20 protein-coding genes are annotated in these 21,896 nt (G+C 54.6%); 8 read left to right on the top strand and 12 right to left on the bottom strand.

What is annotated here, in order from left to right:
• Positions 1 to 536: 536 nt before the first annotated feature.
• Positions 537 to 878 (top strand): hypothetical protein, encoded by a 342-nt coding sequence (locus tag MBOO_RS07710; protein WP_012107033.1) that lies wholly within the window; start codon positions 537 to 539, stop codon positions 876 to 878.
• A 228-nt stretch (positions 879 to 1,106) separates the two neighbouring features.
• A complete protein-coding gene (locus MBOO_RS07705; RefSeq protein ID WP_012107032.1) occupies positions 1,107 to 2,012 on the top strand; it encodes a 4Fe-4S dicluster domain-containing protein in 906 nt (301 codons plus the stop codon).
• A gap of 163 nt (positions 2,013 to 2,175) precedes the next feature.
• Here the strand turns inward: MBOO_RS07705 and MBOO_RS07695 are convergent, their stop codons facing one another.
• The 6 genes from MBOO_RS07695 to MBOO_RS07670 all read right to left on the bottom strand — a co-directional run bounded on the left by MBOO_RS07695 (position 2,176) and on the right by MBOO_RS07670 (position 7,635).
• Positions 2,176 to 2,931: a SagB/ThcOx family dehydrogenase gene (locus tag MBOO_RS07695; protein WP_012107030.1), complete on the bottom strand. Its 756-nt coding sequence runs from the start codon at positions 2,929 to 2,931 to the stop codon at positions 2,176 to 2,178.
• A 76-nt stretch (positions 2,932 to 3,007) separates the two neighbouring features.
• A complete protein-coding gene (locus tag MBOO_RS07690; RefSeq protein ID WP_048068371.1) occupies positions 3,008 to 3,811 on the bottom strand; it encodes a formylmethanofuran dehydrogenase subunit C in 804 nt (267 codons plus the stop codon).
• Positions 3,812 to 3,821: 10 nt separating this feature from the next.
• Positions 3,822 to 5,558 (bottom strand): formylmethanofuran dehydrogenase subunit A, encoded by a 1,737-nt coding sequence (locus MBOO_RS07685; protein WP_012107028.1) that lies wholly within the window; start codon positions 5,556 to 5,558, stop codon positions 3,822 to 3,824.
• On the bottom strand, positions 5,555 to 6,940 hold the full coding sequence (locus MBOO_RS07680) for a formylmethanofuran dehydrogenase subunit B (protein ID WP_012107027.1): 1,386 nt from the start codon (positions 6,938 to 6,940) through the stop codon (positions 5,555 to 5,557). Before MBOO_RS07680 ends, MBOO_RS07685 begins: the two co-directional genes overlap by 4 nt.
• A 2-nt stretch (positions 6,941 to 6,942) precedes the next feature.
• The gene (locus MBOO_RS07675) at positions 6,943 to 7,353 is read right to left on the bottom strand and encodes a molybdopterin dinucleotide binding domain-containing protein (RefSeq protein ID WP_012107026.1); all 411 of its coding nucleotides are present in this window, start codon (positions 7,351 to 7,353) and stop codon (positions 6,943 to 6,945) included.
• Positions 7,354 to 7,371: 18 nt separating this feature from the next.
• The gene (locus MBOO_RS07670; RefSeq protein WP_012107025.1) at positions 7,372 to 7,635 is read right to left on the bottom strand and encodes a 4Fe-4S binding protein; all 264 of its coding nucleotides are present in this window, start codon (positions 7,633 to 7,635) and stop codon (positions 7,372 to 7,374) included.
• Positions 7,636 to 7,929: 294 nt separating this feature from the next.
• Here MBOO_RS07670 and MBOO_RS13915 point away from each other — a divergent pair, with 294 nt between their 5' ends.
• Complete coding sequence (locus MBOO_RS13915; protein WP_157677635.1) at positions 7,930 to 8,067, top strand: hypothetical protein; 138 nt, start codon at positions 7,930 to 7,932, stop codon at positions 8,065 to 8,067.
• A gap of 298 nt (positions 8,068 to 8,365) precedes the next feature.
• A complete protein-coding gene (locus MBOO_RS07660) occupies positions 8,366 to 9,019 on the top strand; it encodes a flavodoxin family protein (protein WP_232385589.1) in 654 nt (217 codons plus the stop codon).
• 163 nt (positions 9,020 to 9,182) lie between these two features.
• Here the strand turns inward: MBOO_RS07660 and MBOO_RS07655 are convergent, their stop codons facing one another.
• Positions 9,183 to 9,734: an NADPH-dependent FMN reductase gene (locus tag MBOO_RS07655; protein ID WP_012107021.1), complete on the bottom strand. Its 552-nt coding sequence runs from the start codon at positions 9,732 to 9,734 to the stop codon at positions 9,183 to 9,185.
• 369 nt (positions 9,735 to 10,103) lie between these two features.
• Complete coding sequence (locus MBOO_RS07650) at positions 10,104 to 11,570, bottom strand: amino acid permease (protein ID WP_012107020.1); 1,467 nt, start codon at positions 11,568 to 11,570, stop codon at positions 10,104 to 10,106.
• A gap of 841 nt (positions 11,571 to 12,411) precedes the next feature.
• Here MBOO_RS07650 and MBOO_RS13085 point away from each other — a divergent pair.
• On the top strand, positions 12,412 to 14,151 hold the full coding sequence (locus MBOO_RS13085) for a response regulator (protein WP_012107019.1): 1,740 nt from the start codon (positions 12,412 to 12,414) through the stop codon (positions 14,149 to 14,151).
• Between the two features lie 201 nt (positions 14,152 to 14,352).
• Here the strand turns inward: MBOO_RS13085 and MBOO_RS13080 are convergent, their stop codons facing one another.
• Positions 14,353 to 16,659, bottom strand: a complete 2,307-nt coding sequence (locus tag MBOO_RS13080; protein ID WP_012107018.1) for a response regulator — start codon at positions 16,657 to 16,659, stop codon at positions 14,353 to 14,355.
• A 192-nt stretch (positions 16,660 to 16,851) separates the two neighbouring features.
• Positions 16,852 to 17,364 carry a multiprotein bridging factor aMBF1 gene (locus tag MBOO_RS07635; protein WP_012107017.1) on the bottom strand — a complete coding sequence of 171 codons (513 nt, stop codon included), beginning with the start codon at positions 17,362 to 17,364 and terminating at the stop codon, positions 16,852 to 16,854.
• Positions 17,365 to 17,558: 194 nt separating this feature from the next.
• On the opposite strand from MBOO_RS07635, the gene MBOO_RS07630 reads away from it, so the two are divergent.
• Together MBOO_RS07630 and MBOO_RS07625 are read left to right on the top strand one after the other, a co-directional pair.
• Positions 17,559 to 18,734, top strand: a complete 1,176-nt coding sequence (locus MBOO_RS07630) for a proteasome-activating nucleotidase (RefSeq protein WP_048068666.1) — start codon at positions 17,559 to 17,561, stop codon at positions 18,732 to 18,734.
• Positions 18,735 to 18,921: 187 nt separating this feature from the next.
• Positions 18,922 to 19,641, top strand: a complete 720-nt coding sequence (locus tag MBOO_RS07625; RefSeq protein WP_052291902.1) for an FKBP-type peptidyl-prolyl cis-trans isomerase — start codon at positions 18,922 to 18,924, stop codon at positions 19,639 to 19,641.
• Positions 19,642 to 19,695: 54 nt separating this feature from the next.
• Here MBOO_RS07625 and MBOO_RS07620 read toward each other — a convergent pair whose 3' ends face one another.
• The gene (locus tag MBOO_RS07620) at positions 19,696 to 20,202 is read right to left on the bottom strand and encodes a DUF5804 family protein (RefSeq protein ID WP_012107012.1); all 507 of its coding nucleotides are present in this window, start codon (positions 20,200 to 20,202) and stop codon (positions 19,696 to 19,698) included.
• A gap of 77 nt (positions 20,203 to 20,279) precedes the next feature.
• Complete coding sequence (locus MBOO_RS07615; RefSeq protein ID WP_012107011.1) at positions 20,280 to 21,449, bottom strand: proteasome-activating nucleotidase; 1,170 nt, start codon at positions 21,447 to 21,449, stop codon at positions 20,280 to 20,282.
• 2 nt (positions 21,450 to 21,451) lie between these two features.
• Between MBOO_RS07615 and MBOO_RS07610 the strand changes: the two genes are divergently transcribed.
• Entirely contained in the window at positions 21,452 to 21,892 is a 441-nt protein-coding gene (locus tag MBOO_RS07610) for a DUF126 domain-containing protein (RefSeq protein ID WP_012107010.1), read from the top strand.
• Positions 21,893 to 21,896: the final 4 nt, after the last annotated feature.

The raw sequence follows: 21,896 nt of genomic DNA, 5'->3' as shown, positions 1-21,896 counted from the left end.
GTTCTCTTACATGAGGTTATATTCTCGGACAACCTGTTATTATATACACAAACGGTTTTGGGCATACATACGATCGCGCTCAATAATGATTGTCTAACCCTGCGATCCATGACCTCCCCTCATGAAACCTTTTTTGTAGTATTGATCCAGTAAAACCCGGGTGAGGTATCTTTTCCCCGGTCGAACCAGCATATAAAAAGAGTAAACAATGGCTAACCAATCATTAAAACCAGTAGTTGCGGGAACCCCCTCAGGATATATCATCCGTTGGACCTGTCCCTCATGTTATGCAGACAATGTCATTATCAACCGGACCCCGGGAGAGTTTTTCAAGGCCTCCCGGGATTCCACCTGCCGGCACTGCAGGAAGCGTTCAACCATCTCAACGCCCTGCTTTCATAAGTAACCGGCATTTTTTTTGTTTGTGAAACGGCAGGGAAATCCGTGTCCCTCCGTCACACTTCTCTTTACTGGATGGCTCTTTTTCCGGGGTGTCCTGCCCGTGTGGAAGCCTTTTGTAGTATCACTGTCTACCAATGATAAAACAGGATCTCGTGAGTACCATGACCGAAAAGAAAGGGCACTTTGAAAAGGGGCTCTGGGTGGATGACCCTGTCCCGGCCCCCAAAAATGAGGAACACCCGATTGATGTCCGCCTCGCCTCCGCAACAAAGTCGGTGATCTCTGCCATGGATGATTTCGCAAAGGTCACCCGCGATCTTGTCACGACCGATGAGGGCAAGAAGCATATCGAGAATACCGTGAAGGACACAACAGCGCATGTGCAGAAATCCTTTGACGATATCCTTGCCAAAGCCAAATCTGAAGTAGAAAAGGCAAAGGCGGAGATCGAAAAATCTGCAGGGCAGAAAAAGTAGATCCGCATCCGGGTAATCCTGGACTCTTTTTTCTTTTTTAGATTTTTGCCTCCCGTCAGGAAATTCGCCGCCGGGCGGAGGGATCCCCGTCTGCACAGTCGCGCACCTTCCGGATAGGCCGGAGCAGGACTGGTTGTTTACTGGTATATTTGATCGTATATTTTCGTCAGTCAGCATTTAGTGTCACAAACCTCACGCTTAATTATATTCCCCGTCGTAGTACTGACGATGTATCCCGAGTCCGGCATTCATATGAAAGGGGGCGTGATCACCGAGCGGGATCCCGGTTTTATCACCGTCCGCATACGGGCACCGGCAGGTTCCCTGACCGCAGAACAGATCCGGGGAATAGCCGCCATATCAAAAAAATACGGGGCCGGAACCGTGCACTGTACCACACGCCAGTCCCTGGAGATTCCCCATGTCCGGCCCGCTTCCCTCAAACGGATCGCGGCCCGGCTTGAAAAAAACGGCACCCCGATCGGATCCGAGAAAGACGAGATCGTCAATATCACCTCGTGCCCGGGGACCGAGCGCTGCAAGTTTGCCAATATTGATACGATTGGCCTTGCACAGAAGATCGACAAAAAACTCTTTGGGAAGGCGATGCCGGTAAAGATGCGCATCGCACTCTCGGGGTGCCCCAATGCCTGCACAAGCCCGATGCTCAACGAGATCGGGATCATAGGCAGGATCCGGCCGGTCCGGACTGCCGGGCTCTGTACCGGGTGCGGCTCGTGCGTGTACTACTGTAAGGAAGAGGCGATAAAGATCCGCAACGGGATCTCCGAACTTGATGAGAAGAAGTGTGTCCTGTGCGGGATGTGCGTTACCTCCTGTTCCTTTAACCTGTTAAAAGAAGCCCACACCCATTTCCTTATCACGGTCGGCGGGCGCCGGGGCCGGCACCCAAAAATCGGGAGGGAACTCCTGACCGTGGAGACCGAGGACCAGGTCCTCTTTGCCATAGACCGGATCGTTGACTGGGTGTACCGCCGGGCCTGGAGCGGCAGGCTGCTCTCTGAACAGCTCGATGAAATCCAGTTCGAAAAGCTCCGGGACGAGATCGCAGCAACCCTGCCAAAGGCAGGGCCGGAAAAACCGGATCTCCCGGCAGACAAGCGAGCGTTATAAAAACAAAAAAATCCCGGCCGGAACCTTAGGGCGGTCTTTTTCCCCGAAAAACGGGGTAATTTTTAGTTGCCCGGGGCCTGCCAGGTTATCGGAGGATAAGGCATCTGGTTCCGGTTTGACCATGACATATGCCTCCTCATGGATTGAGCAGACCAGGAATGATCTAGCCAAGCGTGACATTCTCCTGAGTCTTTCCCACTGCTGCAAGGTAGATCGGCCACTGGGTTTCAGTATCGAGGTTAGCGAGTTTTGCCATCATCTCGTCATGGAAGAGATCGATAGGACAGACCCCGTACTCCAGGGACGAAGCGGCAAGGATCAAGTTCTGGCAGGTATGGCCGGCCTCGATGAGAGCGCTTCTGTAGCCGCGGTTGCCAAGGGCCCAGACCGTCCGGTAGGGAACTGCCACCCAGAGGAAGGTAACTGCTGCCCTTGTCACCATCCGGAAATTCATGCTTGCCGTGCTCATCTCAAGCGTGAGGCCGGAATCGATACGTTCGGCAACAATGCTGTGGGATGAGGGAAGGTAGCGGTACAGTCCCATCTCGAGTCCTTCGACCTCGCTTGCTACAAAGTAGGTTTCAAGCGGGTAACGCGAACCGCTGGAAGGGCTGTTCCTTATCTGGACCGTCTCTGCTACAATCTTTCGCAAACCCTGGGTGCACCAGAGAAGATAGGAAAGATCCGGAAGTGTCAGGTCAGACCGGGCGAAAAATCCCGGTGGCTCCCAGCTTTCGATTGCAGATCGCACGGAACGGTTCGGCACTTTGACTTTTTTTGGGGCCGGAAGTTTTATAATCTCTTGTCCTTCCCGGGGTGGGATCTCAAGGGCCGGCTCCGGGACGCGGAGAACGAGATCCACTGTGGAAAAATCCGGATACCGCGTCCCCCACATGAAATCCTTGCCAACGTTACTCATACCTTCCTCGCTTGTTGTTTGTGATGATGAAAAGAAAAAAAGATTAATGGGTGCTTTTGGCCGGGTGTGCATCCGGTCAGGCAGCCTTCAGGTAAAGATTGGCAAAGATCTCCTTACCCTTTACCTTGGGGTGGCGCTCGCCGAGGTCGCCGATGTAGTGATCGAAGCTTGCTTTTATGCCATCGATCTCCTTTTCGACACGGTCGATCTTCTTGTAACCGGGCATCATGAACTTGATGGCGCCCAGAACGTACATGTCGCCCTTGACCATCTGGCCACCGACACGGCCCTCGACATCGCCTTTGATGATGACCGTGCCGCCTTCCGCGTGGGTGGAGACGTGGATGAAGGCATCCTTCTCAATAATGATGGTTCCGCCGAGCATGAACGTACCGATGTCGTTGCCGGCACTGCCTTTGATCCGGATCGTGCCGCCCTTCATGCCTCTCCAGTCGCCACGGTATGCGCAGCCGACATGGTTCTTGGCATCCCCGTCAACAAGGAGCTCCCCGCCTTCCATCTGGATCCCGCAGAAGGAGTCCACGTTACCGGTAACATGGATTTTTCCGCCTTTCATCCAGCCGCCGACATACATGTCTGCGCTGCCGTTTACGGTTACGGTGCCGGCGGTCATCTTGGCGCCGATATATTTGACCCTCGAACAGTCGCCTGCGATCACAATGTCGGTTTCTGCTGCTGTTGCGCCACCGTTACCGGAGACTGCAAAAAAGTCCCCGATAGTGACATAGGTTTTGCCTTCCCGGCATTCGAGCCGGGCGATCTGCTCTGCGGTCTTTCCGGCAAATGCATCCGGCGTGATCGGATTTGCCTCAAGCATGAGTTCTGGAGTCTTTGTGGGTGTTAAGGTAACTGTTGCCATGATCGCACCTCTAGGCCTCCACATCGACATCGATCACGAACGGGTGTGGTGCAAGGTATTCGCGGACCGGGTAATTGGTGAGCCCGACCGTGTAATATCCCTTGTTGAAGCTCTCTGCGATATCGCGCTTAACCTGGGGGTTTTCTTTCATCTTCGGGTTGACCCAGACCGTCTTCTTGTGGCCGTGGCTGAGCACCTCGCCGTCTTTTACTACGATCTCGCCTGACTTGACAAAGCAGGCCGCCCGCAGGAATGCGGACTCGATCTTTTCGGGATCGCTTGGCATGCTCTTGTAATTGAGGTCAAAGACTGCAACATCGGCGTTCATGCCCGGGGCAAGACCCCCGTAGATGCTGGAGAGGCCCAGGCACTTTGCCGGGCCAGCCCGGGTCATTGCAGCGATCTCGTACAGGGTGAGCTCACGGTCAAGGGAGTGCAGATCGGTTGCCTCGATAACCTTGTCCTTGTGCTTAAAGGAATCAAGCGTGGCCTCCCGTGCCTTTTTGCTCATGAGCCACTTGATGATGCGGGGGTAGCGGGTAAATGGCCCGGCGTTCGGGTGGTCGGTGGTGACAAAGCAGCGCATTGGATCCTTTGCATAGAGTCCCAGTTCAAGGCCGATCGCCCACTGGATATCACAGACCTTGATGTTAGGGTCATACACATAGGGAACAACACCTGCTGCGGTCTCCATCTCGACATCGGTGTTTGCCCACTTGAGGTGGTTGAGGCCGGTTAAGTGGTGCTCGAACGGACCGTCCGCGGTCATGGTCGTGGTTTCATCCAGCGTTACGCAGCCAAGATCTACGGTGATGTTCTTTTGCCTGTTGACGTAGTCCATGACATCCTTTGCCCTGGTCTCGAAGTTTGCCCAGGAATCCCCGCCGTACGAGTGGAACTGGATGTGGGTCGAGTGAATGACCTGTTCGCGGCCGAACTTGTTCTTTGCCTTAACGCCCTCGGCAAGACGCAGGGAGTCAAGGGTGACCTTGTAGTTCCCGGGGTTACCCAGATCGTTCTGGTGAAGGTGGACCGAATGGGGCAGGCCAAGGTACTCGTTTGCCTGTATGAGGCCGGTGATGATCTCGTGGGGCGTAATGTCAAAGTAGGGAACATTGTCGCTGAGCGAGAGACAGTTGAGCCCCCATGCCCATGCCGCCGTGCCACCGGGGTTGACAACCTTGATGCCGAATCCCTTTGTTGCACGGATCAGCCAGGCAATATACGCTGCCGTGTTCTCGATCTCGCCTTTCTTGAGGTATTCCATGACAAACCAGTTGTTCCCAAAGACCGGCAGTGCCGCTTCATCAATAATGGGAGTGTCGTGGATCTCCTCGTGTACGTGAGGGGCGTGAATCGGGGGCATTGCCGCTTCCATGACAAAGCCGTAGCCCATGCGGGCGTAGTCGTACCCGGTCTTTAAGACGCTGGGGATGGAGAAACCCGACTCCATACGGAAACCGTTTGCCTGCGCCATTGCGCTTCGGGATACGCCAGAGAGGAGCTTGTCCTCGGGGCGCATCAGGCGGCCTACGTTAACCTTGGGACCTGCCACGTGAGAGTGAACATCCACCCCGCCGGCCATGACAACCTTGCCTTTGGCGTCGATGACCTTTGCTGCACTGCTGACCTTATCAACGATCTTGCCGTCCTTTATTGCGATATCGGCAACATCCCCGTCGATCTTCTGGGACGGATCGACAACAAATCCTCCCCTGATTATAATTTCACCGGAAATCCCGCTCATGCTTCATTCACCGCCGAGATATTGGACGGGTGTTTGCGGTCTTCCTTTGCTGCAAGCCAGATCGGCTGGGTGTTGGTAAGCTCACACATGCGTTCGTACACCATGTCGAAGAGTTCCTCGTCGCTTGGTACGCCCGGCAGGCCCTTGATCACGGCCTTGAACTGGATCGGGACATTGTCCATCCGGTACACGACCCCGGGCTCGTCAACGCCTGCGATCCGCACAGGGATGTGGAGATCGGCGATCTCGCTTGCCATGCAGAAGTTGGGGTCGACCGCTATGAACGGGTGTTTCTTTAAGTGCTGGACTGCCTGGATGGGGAAGTGGGCACCGGCATCGGCACCGACATTGACAAAGCAGTCAACCTCATCCCGCATGGCAAGGTCAACCGAACTTGTCTCACCCGGGTTCATGTGGGCATGGGTACCCTTCGAAAGATCGATACAGTACGGGAACCCGAAGATCCATGACCAGACCTGTCCGGGGCCGGCGATATTGTAATGTCCGCGCATAGCCATGATCGAGGCCTTGGTGAACGTGTTAAGGTCGCGGACCATGCTGATCGCGTGGTCGACATTATGGTTGCGGCCATCGGAGTGCGTGCAGCCCATGCCAAAGAAGATCATCACGAACCGTGCCTTCTTCATGATCCCGACTGCTTCCTGGATCGTCTCTTTTTTAATGCCGGCTACGACATCAGGGATATCGTAGCCCCTCATGACAGTCCGGAACGCATCGAAGAGTTCGTAGTCATGGCCCTGGTCGAGCATAAGGTGGATATCGGCAAGTTTTGCGGTATCCGTCTGGCGGGGGTCAACGCTGATTACCGTCCGCTGCATCTGGCCCTTCTGGGTGAAGTAACCCCGGGGGAAGATCGAATACCGGGAGGTGTGGCGGGGGTGGGCGTGCATCGGGTTGCAGCCCCAGAAGACCACGACGTCGGCACGGTTCTTGGCCTCACCCAGCGTGCAGCTCGGGTAGCCGTTGTCGAAGATGGCCAGGAACGAGGGGCCGTGGCAGATGGTTGCACAGTTGTCGAGCACTGCGCCGGATTTCTCGGCAATGCGGGCGACCGCGCTCATGCCCTCGCAGTTGGTGGAACCAAAACCGTAGATGAGCGGTTTTTTTGCCGCAAGCATGGTCTTTGCCATCCAGTCAATGGCCTCGGGGTACGGTATCTCCTTCATGGAGCCGTCGGGCTGGCGCATCCGCGGGAGCCGCGGGCGGGTCGGGTCGTTTGCATGGTGGAAGAGGTTGTTTCCGATAATGCACGCATTGTGGACATCAATGATCTGGGTCTCGTCATCCGAGACAAGGACCTCGATGTCATCGCAGGATGACCCGCAGTACGGGCATCCGACGTTCTTGATCAGCTTTGGCATGGTTATTTCCCTCCTTTCCAGAGCCCGACAGAGCCCTGCACGAGCTCGAGGGCTGATTTGAGTTTCTCCTGCGGTGCGGGTTCAATCGTAACGGGAAAACCGCTGTACTGCGGTGTGCCGGTGGACTGGGTTCGCGGGGGCACAACCTGGTTTGCCCAGACTCCCTGCCGGATGTGGGCAAGGCCGGGCGGGCAGTACTGGGTGGGCTCGATTGCCTTGACAATCACGGTGCCACATTCGCTTGTTACCCGGACATTGGTGTTCTTCCAGATTCCCAGGCGTTTCATGTCTTCAGGATTAATTTCGCAGATCGAGCAGGCCTCGAAATAGTCCGGGTTGGTCTTGCCCTTCTCCATTGCAGCGCCTTCCTCCACCGAGCGCTGGGTGATCATGTTCATGATAATTTTTGCCATAGATCACATCCTCCGTTCTTACGATGGCACCAGGGCGCCGGTCTCTCCACGACCGGAAAGGGAGATCACTTTGTACGGGCAGGCCCCTACACAAACGCCGCAGCCGGCGCAGAGTTCGGTCCTGACATCAAGATTGATCGATTTCCCATTCAGGACATGGTAGATCTTTTCCTTGGTCACGGGGTCTATCGTGTACAGTTCGAGGGCATTGACCGGGCAGGCAACCACACAGTTCCCGCAACCGGTGCAACGGCTCATGTTGACATGTACTGAAAATGCCATGCAGTTCACACTCACAGGTTGAAAGTTAATATGTTTTGTACTGATCGATCATGGGTTTACAATAATTAATAAACCTTTTGAATGTCACATTTGACTTTGTTAAATCACGTCGTTGCAGATCTTCCCCGGTACAGGGATCCGGATCTTGCCTCCTTTTTTCCTGCCGGAATTGAGCTGCGTTTTTCCGGGCCACCAAATGGCCCGGATTTCCCCGACCGGCTGCGCGGGATGCAACAGAAACGAAAATGCGCATGAATTTGCAGTTGGGGAGAACTGTTTCATGCAGGAGACTCCATGCACCTGATTGTTGCAATTATCCGGCCGATCCTTTCCTTAAAACGCACCGGTGAAGAGGAGATGAAAAGAAATGCAATGCCGGGAGCTCTTCCATCAGGCCGGCCAACCATCACGTTTATTTCGGATTTTTCGTGAAATGTAATCAGGAGTAGTATATACTGCGGTCCATTCGGCAGGGATCATCATACCCGATGAGCCGGAGCAGGAACCGGTCGTGTTCTTCAGGGATGAGAATGAGCAGTAGGCCCGGTGTTGCGAGTCAATAAGGAACGGCGGTCTCCCTCCTTTACCGGCCCGGATCCCGCCACCTTCTCGCGGTTGCGTTCACAAGCACTCTCCTTCATGCAACCTGGTTACAGAATGACCACTGGTTGCTCTATTACCCTGACTGGTGATAAGAGTACGTTACGGACAAAAATTCCGCATCAGGAAGATGATGAAATTCATTGCATTCAACGGGAGCCCCCGGAAGAAGTGGAATACCGCCACGCTCCTCCGGCATGCCATGGACGGCGCTGAATCGGAAGGTGCCAAAACCGAACTGGTCAACCTCTATGATCTTGACTACACAGGCTGCACCAGCTGCTTTGCCTGCAAGCGGATCGGCGGGAAGAGTTACGGGCACTGCCCGGTCAAAGACGATCTCAGGCCGCTTTTCAAAAAGGTTGAGGCCGCAGATGCGATCCTTGTTGGTTCGCCCATCTATTACGCGCTTGCCACGGGAATGACCCGGTCGTTTCTCGAACGGCTGATGTTCCAGTACTCAGTTTATGATCCGGAACACTCCACGCTCTTTGGAAAAAAGATCCGGACCGGGTTCATCTACACGTCCGGGGCCCCTGAACCGATGGTAAAGGAGATCGGCTACGATAAGTTTGAGCAACCGACCGAGATGGCGATGGCAAGGATCTTCGGGTCGTGCGAGACGCTCTGGGTCACCAATACGTACCAGTTTGACGATTATGCAAAGTACGTATCCACGCTCTTTGACCCGGAGGCAAAGAAGAAGCACCGGGAAGAACAGTTCCCGCAGGATTGCAAAAAGGCATATGAACTGGGGGTCCGGCTCATCCGGGCAAAACCCTGATTTTTTGGTGGGATTGGGCAGGTACCCTGCCTGATATTTACGGCAATACCCTGAACCCTCCGATCTGTTTTTGCATTGCGCCGGGCCAATAGGCCGGGGATCTTTCCGGTTCATCTGGTCCGGGAGTTGCCCTTGTAATCAGGCCACGGCCCGGTGGTCTCATTTATGCCGCGTTCTTCCGTATCCACGCTACGTACTTGTCCATCCAGTTCTGGAGGTAAGCCCTGCTCCCGGCCCCGATGTTTCCATCGGGATCAAACATGCCCTCACGCATCTGGAGATAGCCTTCGGGCTGGCGCATCACTGCGACATCGAGATAGGAGAGGACGTTTCGCAGGTGCTGCTGGGCCATGGCAGTCCCGATTGCCCCGGTGGAGACGCCGATGATCCCTGCCGCCTTTCCTGCCCAGACGCTCTGGCCTGCCGGGCGTGATCCATGGTCGAGGGCGTTCTTGAGTACTCCCGGGATTGAGCGGTTGTACTCCGGGGAGACAAACAGGATTCCGTTTGCGGATTGTATCTCGTTTTTGATGCGGACAACGGCCGGGGCCGGGTGCTCGTCATCGTCCTGGTTGTACAGCGGCAGGTCGGCGATCTGCACCTGCGTAAAGGAAAATCCGGGCGGTGCGAGTTTTATAAGGCCGTTGGCAAGCTTCTGGTTAAGTGAGTCCTTCCTGAGACTCCCGACAAGTACGGCGATCTGGTACTGGCTCATAGATCGTACATTTCCGTCCCGGGATATGTAAGTGCCTTTTGGGGATGGCGAAATGGGGGGAGCGGGCAGGTTCTCTTTTGATCCTCTCCGTTCCGGAGATCGCCTGCACGGCCAGACCTTTTTTTTAGAAACGATTCCTTAATGGCAGCGATCCCTTATCTGACAGAAGGGGTAGGCAATGCACATATAGCAGTACCAGCATGTTTTCGGTTGTGAACCGACCGGGCAGTGTTTCATAGGATTGCATCATCACGCGATCGGCATATAGCTGGCGATGAGTGAAAAAATTTCTGCAGTCGTAAAAAAGGGGTTCACCGATCCCCTGCCCCACCCGGCCGGCGCGGGTAATGGCTGCAGCAGGAGAGGCGGTTACCGGTCGGGGGAGTCCGCCCCTGCCCCGCAGATCCCGGGATCGGCAGCCGGGCTTTTCCCGTTCGCACTGTTTTTTATCCCGAAGAAAAAGTAAATCGCAAGTCCGATAAGCATCCAGATCACAAACCGGGCCTGCGTCACCGCAGGAAGGACAAGGATCAGTACTGCGCAGGAGACAATGCAGAGGAGGGGGACATACGGCATGGCCGGGCACCTGAACGGCCGTTCGAGGTGCGGCTGGCTCCTCCGCAAAAGAATGATCCCGAAAGCAACGACCATGAACGCCGCGAGTGTGCCGATGTTTACCAGTCCCGCGATCAGGCCTAGCGGCAGCAGGCCGGCAACAAGGGCGGTCGAGAGGCCCACGAGAAGTGTCACTTTCGCCGGCGTATGGAATGTCCTGTGGATATCGGAGAAAAACGCCGGGAGCAGGCCGTCCCGCGCCATCGCAAAGAAGATCCGGGTCTGGCCGTAGAGGGTGACAAGGATCACGGACGTGATCCCGCAGAGGGCGCCCAGCGAAACGAGCAAAGCTCCCCCGTGGACCCCGATCCGGGTCAGGGCATCTGCGACCGGGGCACTGGTGCCCAGTTCCCCGTAGGGGATCACGCCTGTAAGCACGGCGGCAACTCCTACATAGAGGAGGATGACAATGGCGACTGATCCGATAATCCCGATAGGCAGGTTCTTCTGGGGATTCTCTATCTCCTCGGCCGCGGTCATAACCGAATCAAAACCGATGTAAGCAAAAAAAACGATTGCCGCCCCGGTAAAGACCCCGGTCCAGCCAAACGGCATGAACGGGTGCCAGTTGACCGCATCGATATGGGAGTAACAGAGGAAAAAGAAGATCAGGATCACCGCAATGTTGACAATCACGATGATCGTATTGAGCCGGATGCTCTCTTTTACCCCTGCGATAAGGAGGGCCGTGATTGCCAGAATGACGAGCACCGCGGGAAGGTTGATGATGCCCCCGGCTATTCCCGGGGGGTTAGCCAGGGCCGGGGGAAGGAATATGCCGATCTCTGAAAGCAGGCTTGTCACGTATGCCGACCATCCGACTGCGACTGCGGCAAGGGATACCGCGTATTCGAGGATTAAGTCCCACCCGATGATCCATGCCCAGATCTCCCCGAATGTGGCGTAACAGTACGTGTACGCACTGCCTGCTACCGGGACCATGGAGGAGAACTCGGCATAACAGAGTGCGGCAAGCATGCAGACAATGCCCGATATGACAAACGAGAGGATGATTGCCGGGCCGGAGTACTCTGCTGCAGCAATACCGGTGATTACGAAAATGCCCGTCCCCACCACTGCCCCAATCCCAAGAAGGACAAGCTCAAAAGGGCTGATAACCCGGTGGAGGGCGTGCTCACCGGAGCAGTGCGCCAACAGCTCTCCAATAGGTTTTGTCTTAAACATCGCATGGTTGCGGAGTGACCTGAGTGATGGAGCCATGATGGTTTCCTTTTATACCGTAACCGTGAATTGTAACGCTGGTGCACCGTCGCGGTGTGACAAAATGGGTTGGATGGGACCGGTCACTGTTTGTTCGCGTTCAGGGCCGGTGATCCGGATCAGCACTGCGGACCGGCTCCAGGAATAATAATGGGAGGTTAGCCTTAAAATCGCATAAACCCGACGATAACCGCAGAAAAAATTTCAGTCATCAGAATATTCTTGGCCCGGGGAACTCTCATATATTTCCTGAGGTAATGGCGGTGGTTTTCCGGAAAAAGGACGCCGGGAGCGGGCCGGACTTTCATAATTTGGCTTCATGGGTGTTGTCCTGCCTTCTTCCGGGCCGATGCTTTTTCCCAAATAACTGACGCCCCGATAGTGGATCTGATCTCCATTCTGTCATGGCGGGGTCTCACCTCACCCCCGCCCGTTTTCGATCCATCGCTCGTACGTTTGTTTCCTGCGTTCCGGCTTTTGCAGATCCAGGTCACTCAGGATCCCGTCTGGCTGTTCATGGATGTTTTCCCGGCAGGATAACCGGGAGGGTCATGCCATGCTACCGTGGTACTGGAACTTCCCGTTTCACTGTTTTAGCGAAGTTTTATTGACCCGTGGATAACGCCGCCCCTCATGGACATTCCCTGAAAATAATTGCGGTTTTTTACCCGTTTTATCATCAAATCAGGTATCGTTTATTTGAAAAGAGGAAGATTATAAAGGGAAGTGGCAGATTAGCAGAGAATTGCAATTTTCGATACAATAATATCTCCGGAAGCATTTCCTGTAACCATGAAGAACCTGATGTTTTTGCGGGTGCGTTTTATCCCGGGTGATCTGTTTGGCTGAACATCCAAAACCCGTGCCGGCAAAGGAGATTCTCATTGTCGAAGACAGTCACGTTCAGGCTGAGATCCTTAAGCATATCCTCGATAATGCCGGTTACACCTGCCAGGTTGCAGAAAACGGGGAAAGGGCCCTTGAGGTCCTGGCCCGGAAGATCCCCGATCTTATTATCAGCGATATCATCATGCCGGTGATGAACGGGTACGATCTTTGCCGGGAGATCAAAAAGAACGTGAGAACGAAAAATATCCCCCTTATCCTCCTCACGGCCCTTTCCGATTCCCGGGACATTGCCCTTGCCATTGAATCTGGTGCCGATAACTTTATCACAAAACCCTACCCGGCCGATTATCTTCTCCAGCGTATCAGGAAGATCCTTGAAAATCGCCGTCCCCCGATATCTGAGAAAGCCGACGCCGGATCAGTACCATTCCTGTATGAAGGGAAGACCTACTCTATCGGGATGGACCGTGTCAGGATTCTGGATTTTCTTCTCTCGGCGTATGAAGCTGCTGTGATCCAGCACAGGGAATTCCAGCGATCCCAGAAAGAACTCCGTACTACAAATGAGAGGATCAACATCCTCAACCAGATCATCAGTGTCAGCAATTCGTCGATGAAACCAGATGCCCTGCTGGAAAGCATCTTACATAAGGCCCTATCTATCCAAGGATTTGAAATGGGGGCACTGTACCTGAATAATACCGGGAAAACCGAAGCGACAATGATCTGTTACCAGGAAACGGCCCCGGCCAGCTCTGACCTCCGTGTCCTCATGGGTGTCCTGAATTTCGGTGAACCCCTGTACCAGGAACTCTGCATCCGTGGCATTCCCCAGTTCGTAGACCTTTCAAAGGATACCCCTGTCAGCCGGGACAGCATTATTCTCCGGGATCTGGGAGCCCGGTCGCTTGCCCTGCTCCCGCTTGTTTCAGCATCGACCGTGATCGGTGCAATGGCATTCATCAGTACAAGGAAACATGATTTCTCTGACCAGGAGCGGTCGCTTCTTTCCCTGATCAGCACCGAGATCGGGAATGCAGTCCAGAAGATCCTCCTCTTAAAACGTCTTGAGCAGTCTAATGACGAGACCAACCTCTACCTTGACATCATGTCCCATGATATCAACAATGTCAATGCCGGTGCCCTCATGCAGCTTGAACTCCTTTATGAATCGCTTGACGCCGAGAACAGGAAAATGGCCGAGACCATCATGAGGGCTATCGACCAGTCCGTTGAAATCATCGGGAATGTCTCTACGATCCGCAGAATGCACGAGCAGAAAGCGGCATTACGGCCGATCCGTCTTGACGAGGTCATCCGGGCCGAGACCGGGCGGTACTCCGGAGTTATCTTCCATTATGCCGGAACGGATGCGGTTGTTATGGCAGATGACCTGTTCGGCCAGGTCTTCACCAACCTGATAGGAAACAGCGTAAAATTCTGTACAGAAAACCCTGAGATTACCATAACTGTCGAAGACCGGGCAGAACAGGTTCAGGTTACGGTGGCCGATAACGGCCCGGGAATCCCTGACGAGCTCAAACCTGAGGTCTTTGACCGTTTCCGCAAAGGAAAAAGCAAGAAAAGCGGGAAGGGGCTGGGGCTTTTTATTACCCGGCACCTTATCGAAGGGTATGGGGGGCGCATCTGGGCCGGTGATCGTATTTTCGGCCGGCAAGACCAGGGTGCAGCAATTCATTTTACCCTGATTCCTGCCGAGTACCCGGTATAAACCGGGTATTCCGGCAGTTCGGGATGCCGGCCTTTTGTTCTGGAAAAGAGAAGGGAGGGTTTGCTCCCTGTCCTGCCAAACCCGGTACAAGGAATGAAAAGCCGATGGTGAAAGGGTGTTTATCCCACTCAAAGGATTGTAAGAACCCGTCTTTCGACCCGCCCGGTCGCGATACGCGGCCCGCGAAAAATAAAAAAACGATCAGGACTTCCCGGTAAACCGGTACGTGTCCCGGGGTACGGTGATCTCGAAGCGTGCTCCTTTTCCCGGCTCCCCGGTCTCCTTTACGGTGATGCCGGTCAGGGAGAGGATCTCGCGGGCTAAAAAGAGCCCAAGGCCCGTGTTCTTCCCATAGCCTCGATCAAAGATCTTCTCCTTGGATGCCTCAGGGACACCCTCCCCGTCATCCTCGCATACGATCACCCCGCCGGCATTGTCCCGTTCGATGAACGAGAACCGGATAAAGGTAAGCTTCTCCCCGTACCGGAGTGCATTATCCACCAGATTATAAAAAACCTTGAGGAAAAGGGGGTCGGCAAAGACCTCGATGCCGGCCGGGATCTCATTTTTGATGATAACCTTTCCAAGTGATACCTGTCGGGCCGTGGTTTCTGCAAGGGCCCGGATATCCTGCCAGAGGGGATGTGTCTTTCGTACGGTCTCATAGGTGCTTGCAAACTGGATCATGGAAGAGATCCGTGTGCTCACCTGGGAGATCCAGACAAAGTACTCCTCAAGCGCCGGGTCCCGCACCTTCTCGTGGAGCAGTTCGAGAAATCCGTTTAATGCTACCAGCTGGTTGTTGATGTCGTGCCGGGTAACGTTTGTGAGCAGTGCAAGGCTCCGGTTTGCCTGCTGGAGCGCTTCTTCCGATCGACGGAGCTCAGTCACGTCGCGAATTGCTCCGATCAACACTTCGCGTCCCTGCAGCCGCGTGGGGTTCACCGTGATCTCGACGGGAAACACGTTCCCGTCTTTTTTCTTGTGGTACCTGTCCCGGATAAAAGGTGTTGCACCGGCGATCGCTGCACTGGTTGCATCCGATTCTGCGGACAGGACTGTGATGGGCTGGCCGGGGAGTTCCTCTTTCAGGTACCCGTGCATGAATGCCAGGGCATCGTTGCATTCAAGGATAATCCCGGTTTCCCTGTCCACAACTGCGATCCCATCCGATTCTGCGGCAAAGATGCCCTGGTACTTGGCCGCGCTCTCCCGGAGTGCTGTCTCAATCTCCCGACGCCCGGTGACATCGGTCCCGATAGAAAAGAGGCCTGCAAATTCCCCGCGATTGTCGAAAATGGGTTTGTTGTGCCACCGGATCCAGACCCTTGTGCCATTTTTGCAGACATTTTCATTTTCGTTGACAACATAGACATCAGGCTGGTTGAGAATATCCAGGATCATCCGCGTAAGGTCCTTTTCCGAGCCGGATTCGGTTGCCGGTACGATTGTTTCCATTACGGAGCGACCGATCAGTTCCTCCCGGGTGTATCCGAAAAACTGCAGGGCAAATTCGTTGGCAAAGGTGATTATCCCGGACCGGTCCCATTTTATGATTATGCTGTTTGCAGTCTCAACAAGTTCGCGATATTTTTCTTCGCTTTCCCGAAGCTGCCGTTCGCTCCTGACCAGTTCGAGGTACTGGCTGCGCATCTCCTCTTCGGTCGCGGCAATCTCATCGTACGCAGTTTGCAGCTCGGATTCCGCAAGTTTTTGCTCGGTGATATCCCGGATGGACTCGATTGCGCCGGCCACATCCCCCTTCTCATCCAGAAGAATGCTTGCCTTTCCCCATATATGGAGCCGGGTCCCGTTTGGTCTTTCCACATGGGTCTCGGCCATCAGAGTCCGCTGATCGTGGTGCGTATAGAGATATTCCGCCTCCTCAAACTGCGGGTCCGGGGTAAGGATCAGGTCAGCAAGCATGGGTCGTCGTTTGTGGTAAAGCGCAAAGGCATGCTCATAGTGATCTTTTCCAAGGACTTCGGCCGGCCGGGCCCCGGTCATCTCCTCCATAGCCCTGTTCCATGCAATGATCACGCCCTTCTTATCGATAGCAAAGGTTGCATCGGGCAGGAAGTTGATAATGTCTGCCTCGCGTCTTTCGTGATCACGGAGCCGGGTCTCGGCCCATCTTTTCTGGACTGCGTGCCGGATCTTGTAGGCGAGCTCGGTGAACTGTGCAAGGGAACTCCCGCCTTTCTGGAGATAGAAATCGGCTCCTTCGTTGAGTGCCTGGATTACAACCTCCTCACGTCCCCGCCCGGTAAAGAGGATGAAAGGGATGGTTTTTCCGGAAGCCCTTACGTGTTTTAATAATTCGATGCCATCCATCTCCGGCATCTGGTAATCGGAGATGATGGCATCGTAGGGTTTTTGCCCGATCAGTGTGAGGGCCTCGGATGCGGAGGTGATGATATCAACGGCGAACTGACCGTTACGCTCAAGGAAAATCTTGCCAAGCTCAAGCAGGCTTTCCTCATCATCCACATAGAGGATAGTAATCATGGCTCTCAGACCCGGGCTGGTGCTGCTGTTAGTTCCGGTTTGTTTCCTGAAATATATTGGTGTCGCCACTCATAAGGGACGGATGGGGACCCGGGGGAGCTCCGGGAGATTGCATTCCCGGCTCTCGCCAAAACCATGTGGCCGGGAACAATCTCCTCCCACGCCGGAAGGTAAAAAGAAAAAACCCGGTAATTATTTTTTTGCTTTCCGGATAATTGTGAGATCGCCCAGTGTCTGGGTAATCTTTGCCTGTGCCTTTTTCTCATCGTCACCGGCCACTATGTCTACAAGTTTTATCCCCAATACTTTTTCCAGTTTCTTTCGCACTTCCTCTTCCGGGATAAGTTCGCCTTTCTCGATCTTTTTAATGAGCAGCTCCCTTACCATAAGCTGGAGGGCGAGGTCTTTCTGGGAAATGCCCTTTTCCATTCTCGCGTTTCTGACCCGTTCTGCGTAATCTTCGACGATTTCGCCTTCCATATAATCGAACATGTCCCGTTTGCGCTGGGCCGGGGCTGATGATGCCGGTGCCCGGGATCCGGGTGCCGGCCGTGGTGCACCCGGCCGCAGCATATCTGTGCGCCGGGGCTGCTGCACTTCTGTGCCAAACTTCCCGCATTTGGCACAGACCTGCAGTTCGGCACCTTCCACGCGGATCAGTTTGGGAGCTCCGCGGATGGTTTCACCGCACATTTCGCACTGCATAGTATCACAAGCACTTTATTATAGGGCGATTTCCCTATATACCTATTTGAGGTACCCACGTGGGCGATATTCTCCGCGATACAGCCGATCCACAGACTCCCGAGGAACTGTGCCGGCTGTACCGCTCCCTGACCGAGCAGCTGCGTGACCAGCTCCAGCGGATCGAGACCGATAAGCAGGATCTTGAGTCCCAGATGCTGGAACGGATTTCGAGTCTTGAATCACGCAACCTGGAGCTCCGGGAGCAGATCCGACAGGCAGAGGCGGACAAGCGCTATATCGAAACCCAGAAGATCAGGTACGAGCGGGAGGTAAGAAAGCTCAAGAGCGAGAGCGAGCAGCTGCGGAGCCCCCCGCTTATTATCGGAACCGTTGTAGACGTGGTGGATGCCAACAGGGTCATTGTACGCAGCAGCGCCGGCCCCCGGTTCCTGGTGAGGAGTTCACCATCCGTTAATCCCGACGATATTAAACCGGGTGCACGCTGCACGCTCAACCAGCAGTCACTTGCGATCGTCGAATTGCTGCCCAGTTCTTTCGATGCCCAGGTGTACGGGATGGAACTGGTGGATTCCCCGCAGGAGTGCTATACGGATATCGGGGGGTTAAAGGAGCAGATAAACGAGGTAAGGGAGGCAGTGGAGCTCCCGCTCAAACGGCCTGAGCTCTTTACCCAAATTGGGATCGAACCTCCCAAGGGTGTTCTCCTTTACGGGCCGCCGGGCACGGGAAAGACCCTTCTTGCAAAGGCGGTTGCCCATGAGACCAATGCCCATTTCATGCGGGTGGTGGGAAGCGAACTGGTCCAGAAATATATCGGTGAGGGAGCACGCCTTGTCCGCGAGCTCTTTGACCTTGCAAAGAAAAAAGCCCCGACCATCATTTTCATCGATGAGATCGATGCGGTAGGTGCATCAAGGACCGAGGCAAACACCTCGGGAGATCGCGAAGTGCAGCGGACGCTTATGCAGCTTTTGGCCGGCATGGATGGCTTTGAAACCCGGGGAGATGTGAAGATTATCGGGGCAACCAACCGGATCGACATCCTGGACAAGGCCCTGCTCCGGCCCGGCCGGTTCGACCGTATCATCGAGATCCCGCTTCCCGATGAGGAAGGCCGTCTCTCCATCTTAAAGGTGCACACCCGGACACTCACCATGGAGGAAACGGTCAACCTTCCCGAGATCGCGGGACTGACAGAGGGTAAAAACGGTGCTGATCTCCGGGCAATCTGTATGGAGGCAGGGATGTACGCGATTAGGAATGAGCGCCCGGCCATCACCAGGGAGGATTTCCTTTCAGCAATAGAGAAGGTCCGGCTTGACTTTTCCCATTCTCCGACCGATTCAGAAGGGCGGATGTTTGCCTGAATTTTTTCCTGTTTTAGAAAAAAGCCCATTCCGGTATCAGTCCCCGTCCCGGTAGTGTTTTTTTCATAATGGCCGGCATTGTTCGGCACCCGGTGCCTGCTCTTTTTTTAAGCAGGCAAACCGCGAACTTTTTCCCGTTCCCCGCCAACAGGTACAGGAATCCATGGTATCTGTGGAGTGATTGCACATGAGCGAGCCGGAAACCAAAAAGGAAGAAACTACCCCCACAACCCCGGAAAAGACAACCGGTGCCGTTGCAGAGCCAGCGTCCGTGCCGGAAAACCCGGCTGGTGGTGAAACGGAACACCCTGAAGATAACCCGAAAAAAGCAGTTCCTGATGCCCGGGAAGTACAGAAACGCAAAAAACTGTTTATTGCGATCGGGGCGGTTATCGTCATTATCGCTGCGGTCCTTGGTGCCTATCTCCTTCTTTCCGTTCCCACGGCAATGAAGGGAGATACTGTAGCTATATATTACAACGAATCGTTCGAGAATGGCACTCTCTATTTGTCCGCTATGAATGCCACCTATCCTCCTCTGATCTTTACCCTTGGTAACTCGAGTGTGATCTCCGGTGTCCAGGATGCGGTAATCGGGATGTCTCCCGGTGAGATAAAAACGGTAAATATCCCTGATGCGTATGGTGCTTACGATCCGGGACTTGTCCAGACCGTGAACCGCACCGGTCCCGTTGCACAGGCGATCTTTGGAAATATGACTCTTAAACCCGGGCTATATACCGTCCGCTACAGAACGACAAATACTGTCAGCACCATGACCATTCTCAATGTCACGAATACGACCCTTACCTTGGATACCAATAACCCGCTGGCCGGCTATAACCTGACATTTACCATAGAACTGGCAAACCTTACCAAGGCTAATGCCCCGGCGGCGACGTCATAATCTCCTTTTTTCCTATTGTCATTGGAAGAAAAACCCTTTGGAGGGGGACTTACATTATTCGGTCCGTCCGCCCGGACCGGGTTCATCCCCGGCCTCTTCAAGGGTGATGAGATCTCCGATATCTTCGACCTCGTCTTCTGTGCACCAGACCTCGATCATTCGTCCAGCCCCGGCCAGATTCTCTGCGTAATCCTGCGCAGCGGAGCCTGCGGCCATAACGAGCCGGCGGATCGGCTTTGCGGCAAAGAATCCGTAGATACGCCGGAATGCCCAGGGTTTTGCAAGAACTGCAGAGCGCTCATAATAGGTTTCCTGCGCCAGGTCATGAGTGCAGAAGATCCCAGGCTCTATCTCAAAGATAGTCTCACGCACGTAGCGCCGGATATACCAGCGCAGCTCGGAAACAAGTGACAGGGCGCTACCGAGCGTTGCAACTGATACAAGAATCCCGCAGGAGACTTTTTTGGGATGGTAAAAACGGAGTGCAAGGCGGCTGGTCTCGGAAGAATAGAGGATATGGTGGAGATCAATCTCATCCCGCTGGATCAGGAGAATGTTCATCAGGTCTCTCCCTCCTTGCCCCGTTTCAATCCGGTTATTATGGCGTCAGTCCCCAAAGCCCGGCGCCATTGGATTATTTATGTATACATCCGGGTATCGGTGATAGTCTCGGTCCTGACTTTCCTGACTGCATCAGTAAAATCCTTCATCTCTATTGCGGAAGCATCACGGCGGACTGCCATCATGCCGGCTTCGCGGCAGACTGCCTGGAGTTCAGCTCCGGTAGCCCCGTCAGTCATAGAGGCGATCATATCGAGCCTGACATCGTTAAGGTGCATCTTTTTTGAGTGGATCTTCAGGATCTCAAGGCGTGCATTACGATCGGGAAGCGGGATCTCGATGAGCCGGTCGAACCGGCCGGGCCGCAGGAGTGCCGGGTCAAGCATGTCAACACGGTTGGTGGCAGCCATGATCCGGATCTCGCCCCGGTTATCAAATCCGTCCATCTCGGCAAGGAGCTGCATGAGCGTGCGCTGCACCTCGGCGCTGCCGCTTGTGCCATCATTGGTGCGCATGGAACCCACAGCATCGATTTCGTCGATAAAGACAATCGCGGGTGCCCGCTCCCGGGCAAGGGTGAAGAGCTCACGGACAAGCCCGGCTCCTTCGCCGATAAACTTGTGGACCAGTTCGCTTCCCGACATGCGGATGAATGTTGCCTTTGCTTCGTGGGCGACCGCCTTTGCGATCAGGGTCTTTCCGGTCCCGGGTGAACCGTAGAGCAGGATCCCCTTGGGTGGTTCCACTCCTATCCGCCGGAAGATCTCGGGCTTGGTGAGCGGGTACTCCACTGCTTCCCGTACTTCTTTTATCTCGTCAGTAAGTCCCCCGATCTGCGTATAGGATATCGATGGGGACTCCTCGAGCTCCATCACCCGTACCCGGGAGTCGTAAACGTTCCCGATCACCTTGACAATCGAGAGTGCGTTGTTGACTGCCACCTTGGTGCCGGGCTTTAACAGGGGCCTGAGCTCATCCGAGGCATGGGTCAGGTACTCCTGGTTGTTTCCCTGCTGGCGGAGATAGATCTCGTTGTTCTCCAGAATATCGATGATCACCGCTACAAAGAGCGGCATGCGCTTGAGCTGGTTGTTCTCGCGTTTCAGCTGCGCATTTTCTTTCTGGAGATCTTCGGCTCTGACCTTCTGTTCCAGAAGCGCCGCCTCAAGCTCGTTTATCTGGATCTGGTATTTGAGCTCGTTTGAGGGCGGGGCATTGTCCACCGCAGTCTCTTCCATACTACTCATATATGATCATCTTCAACCATTTATGTGGTGTGATTTTGCTCATTACCGGCCGGAGCATTTCCCGGGGCAGGGGTACAGGGAAGCTGCTTGTGAGTCCAGAACCGATCTCGTTTCTGTCCGGGGTCGATCCCGAGACGGGAATTGTTGTGGAAAAAGGCCATCCGCTCGAAGGAACGTCGGTTGCCGGGACCGTGCTCGTGTTTCCCTATGGCAAGGGATCGACTGTGGGATCGTACGTGATTTACGCTCTTTCGCGAAATGGCCATGCCCCGGCTGCAATTGTCAATACGGAGGCCGAACCCATCATCGCCACGGGTGCGATCATCGGGAACATCCCCATGATCGATCGTCCAAAAATCCCGCTCGACCGGCTCATGACTGGCACACAGGCGATCGTGGATGGCGATGCGGGAACCCTGGAGTACGACGGGACGCCGGTATAGGAAG

Source organism: Methanoregula boonei 6A8 (assembly GCF_000017625.1).
Lineage (GTDB): Archaea > Halobacteriota > Methanomicrobia > Methanomicrobiales > Methanospirillaceae > Methanoregula > Methanoregula boonei.
Note: the sequence above shows the minus strand (reverse complement) of the source record. Positions and strands in the feature narration are given on the sequence as shown.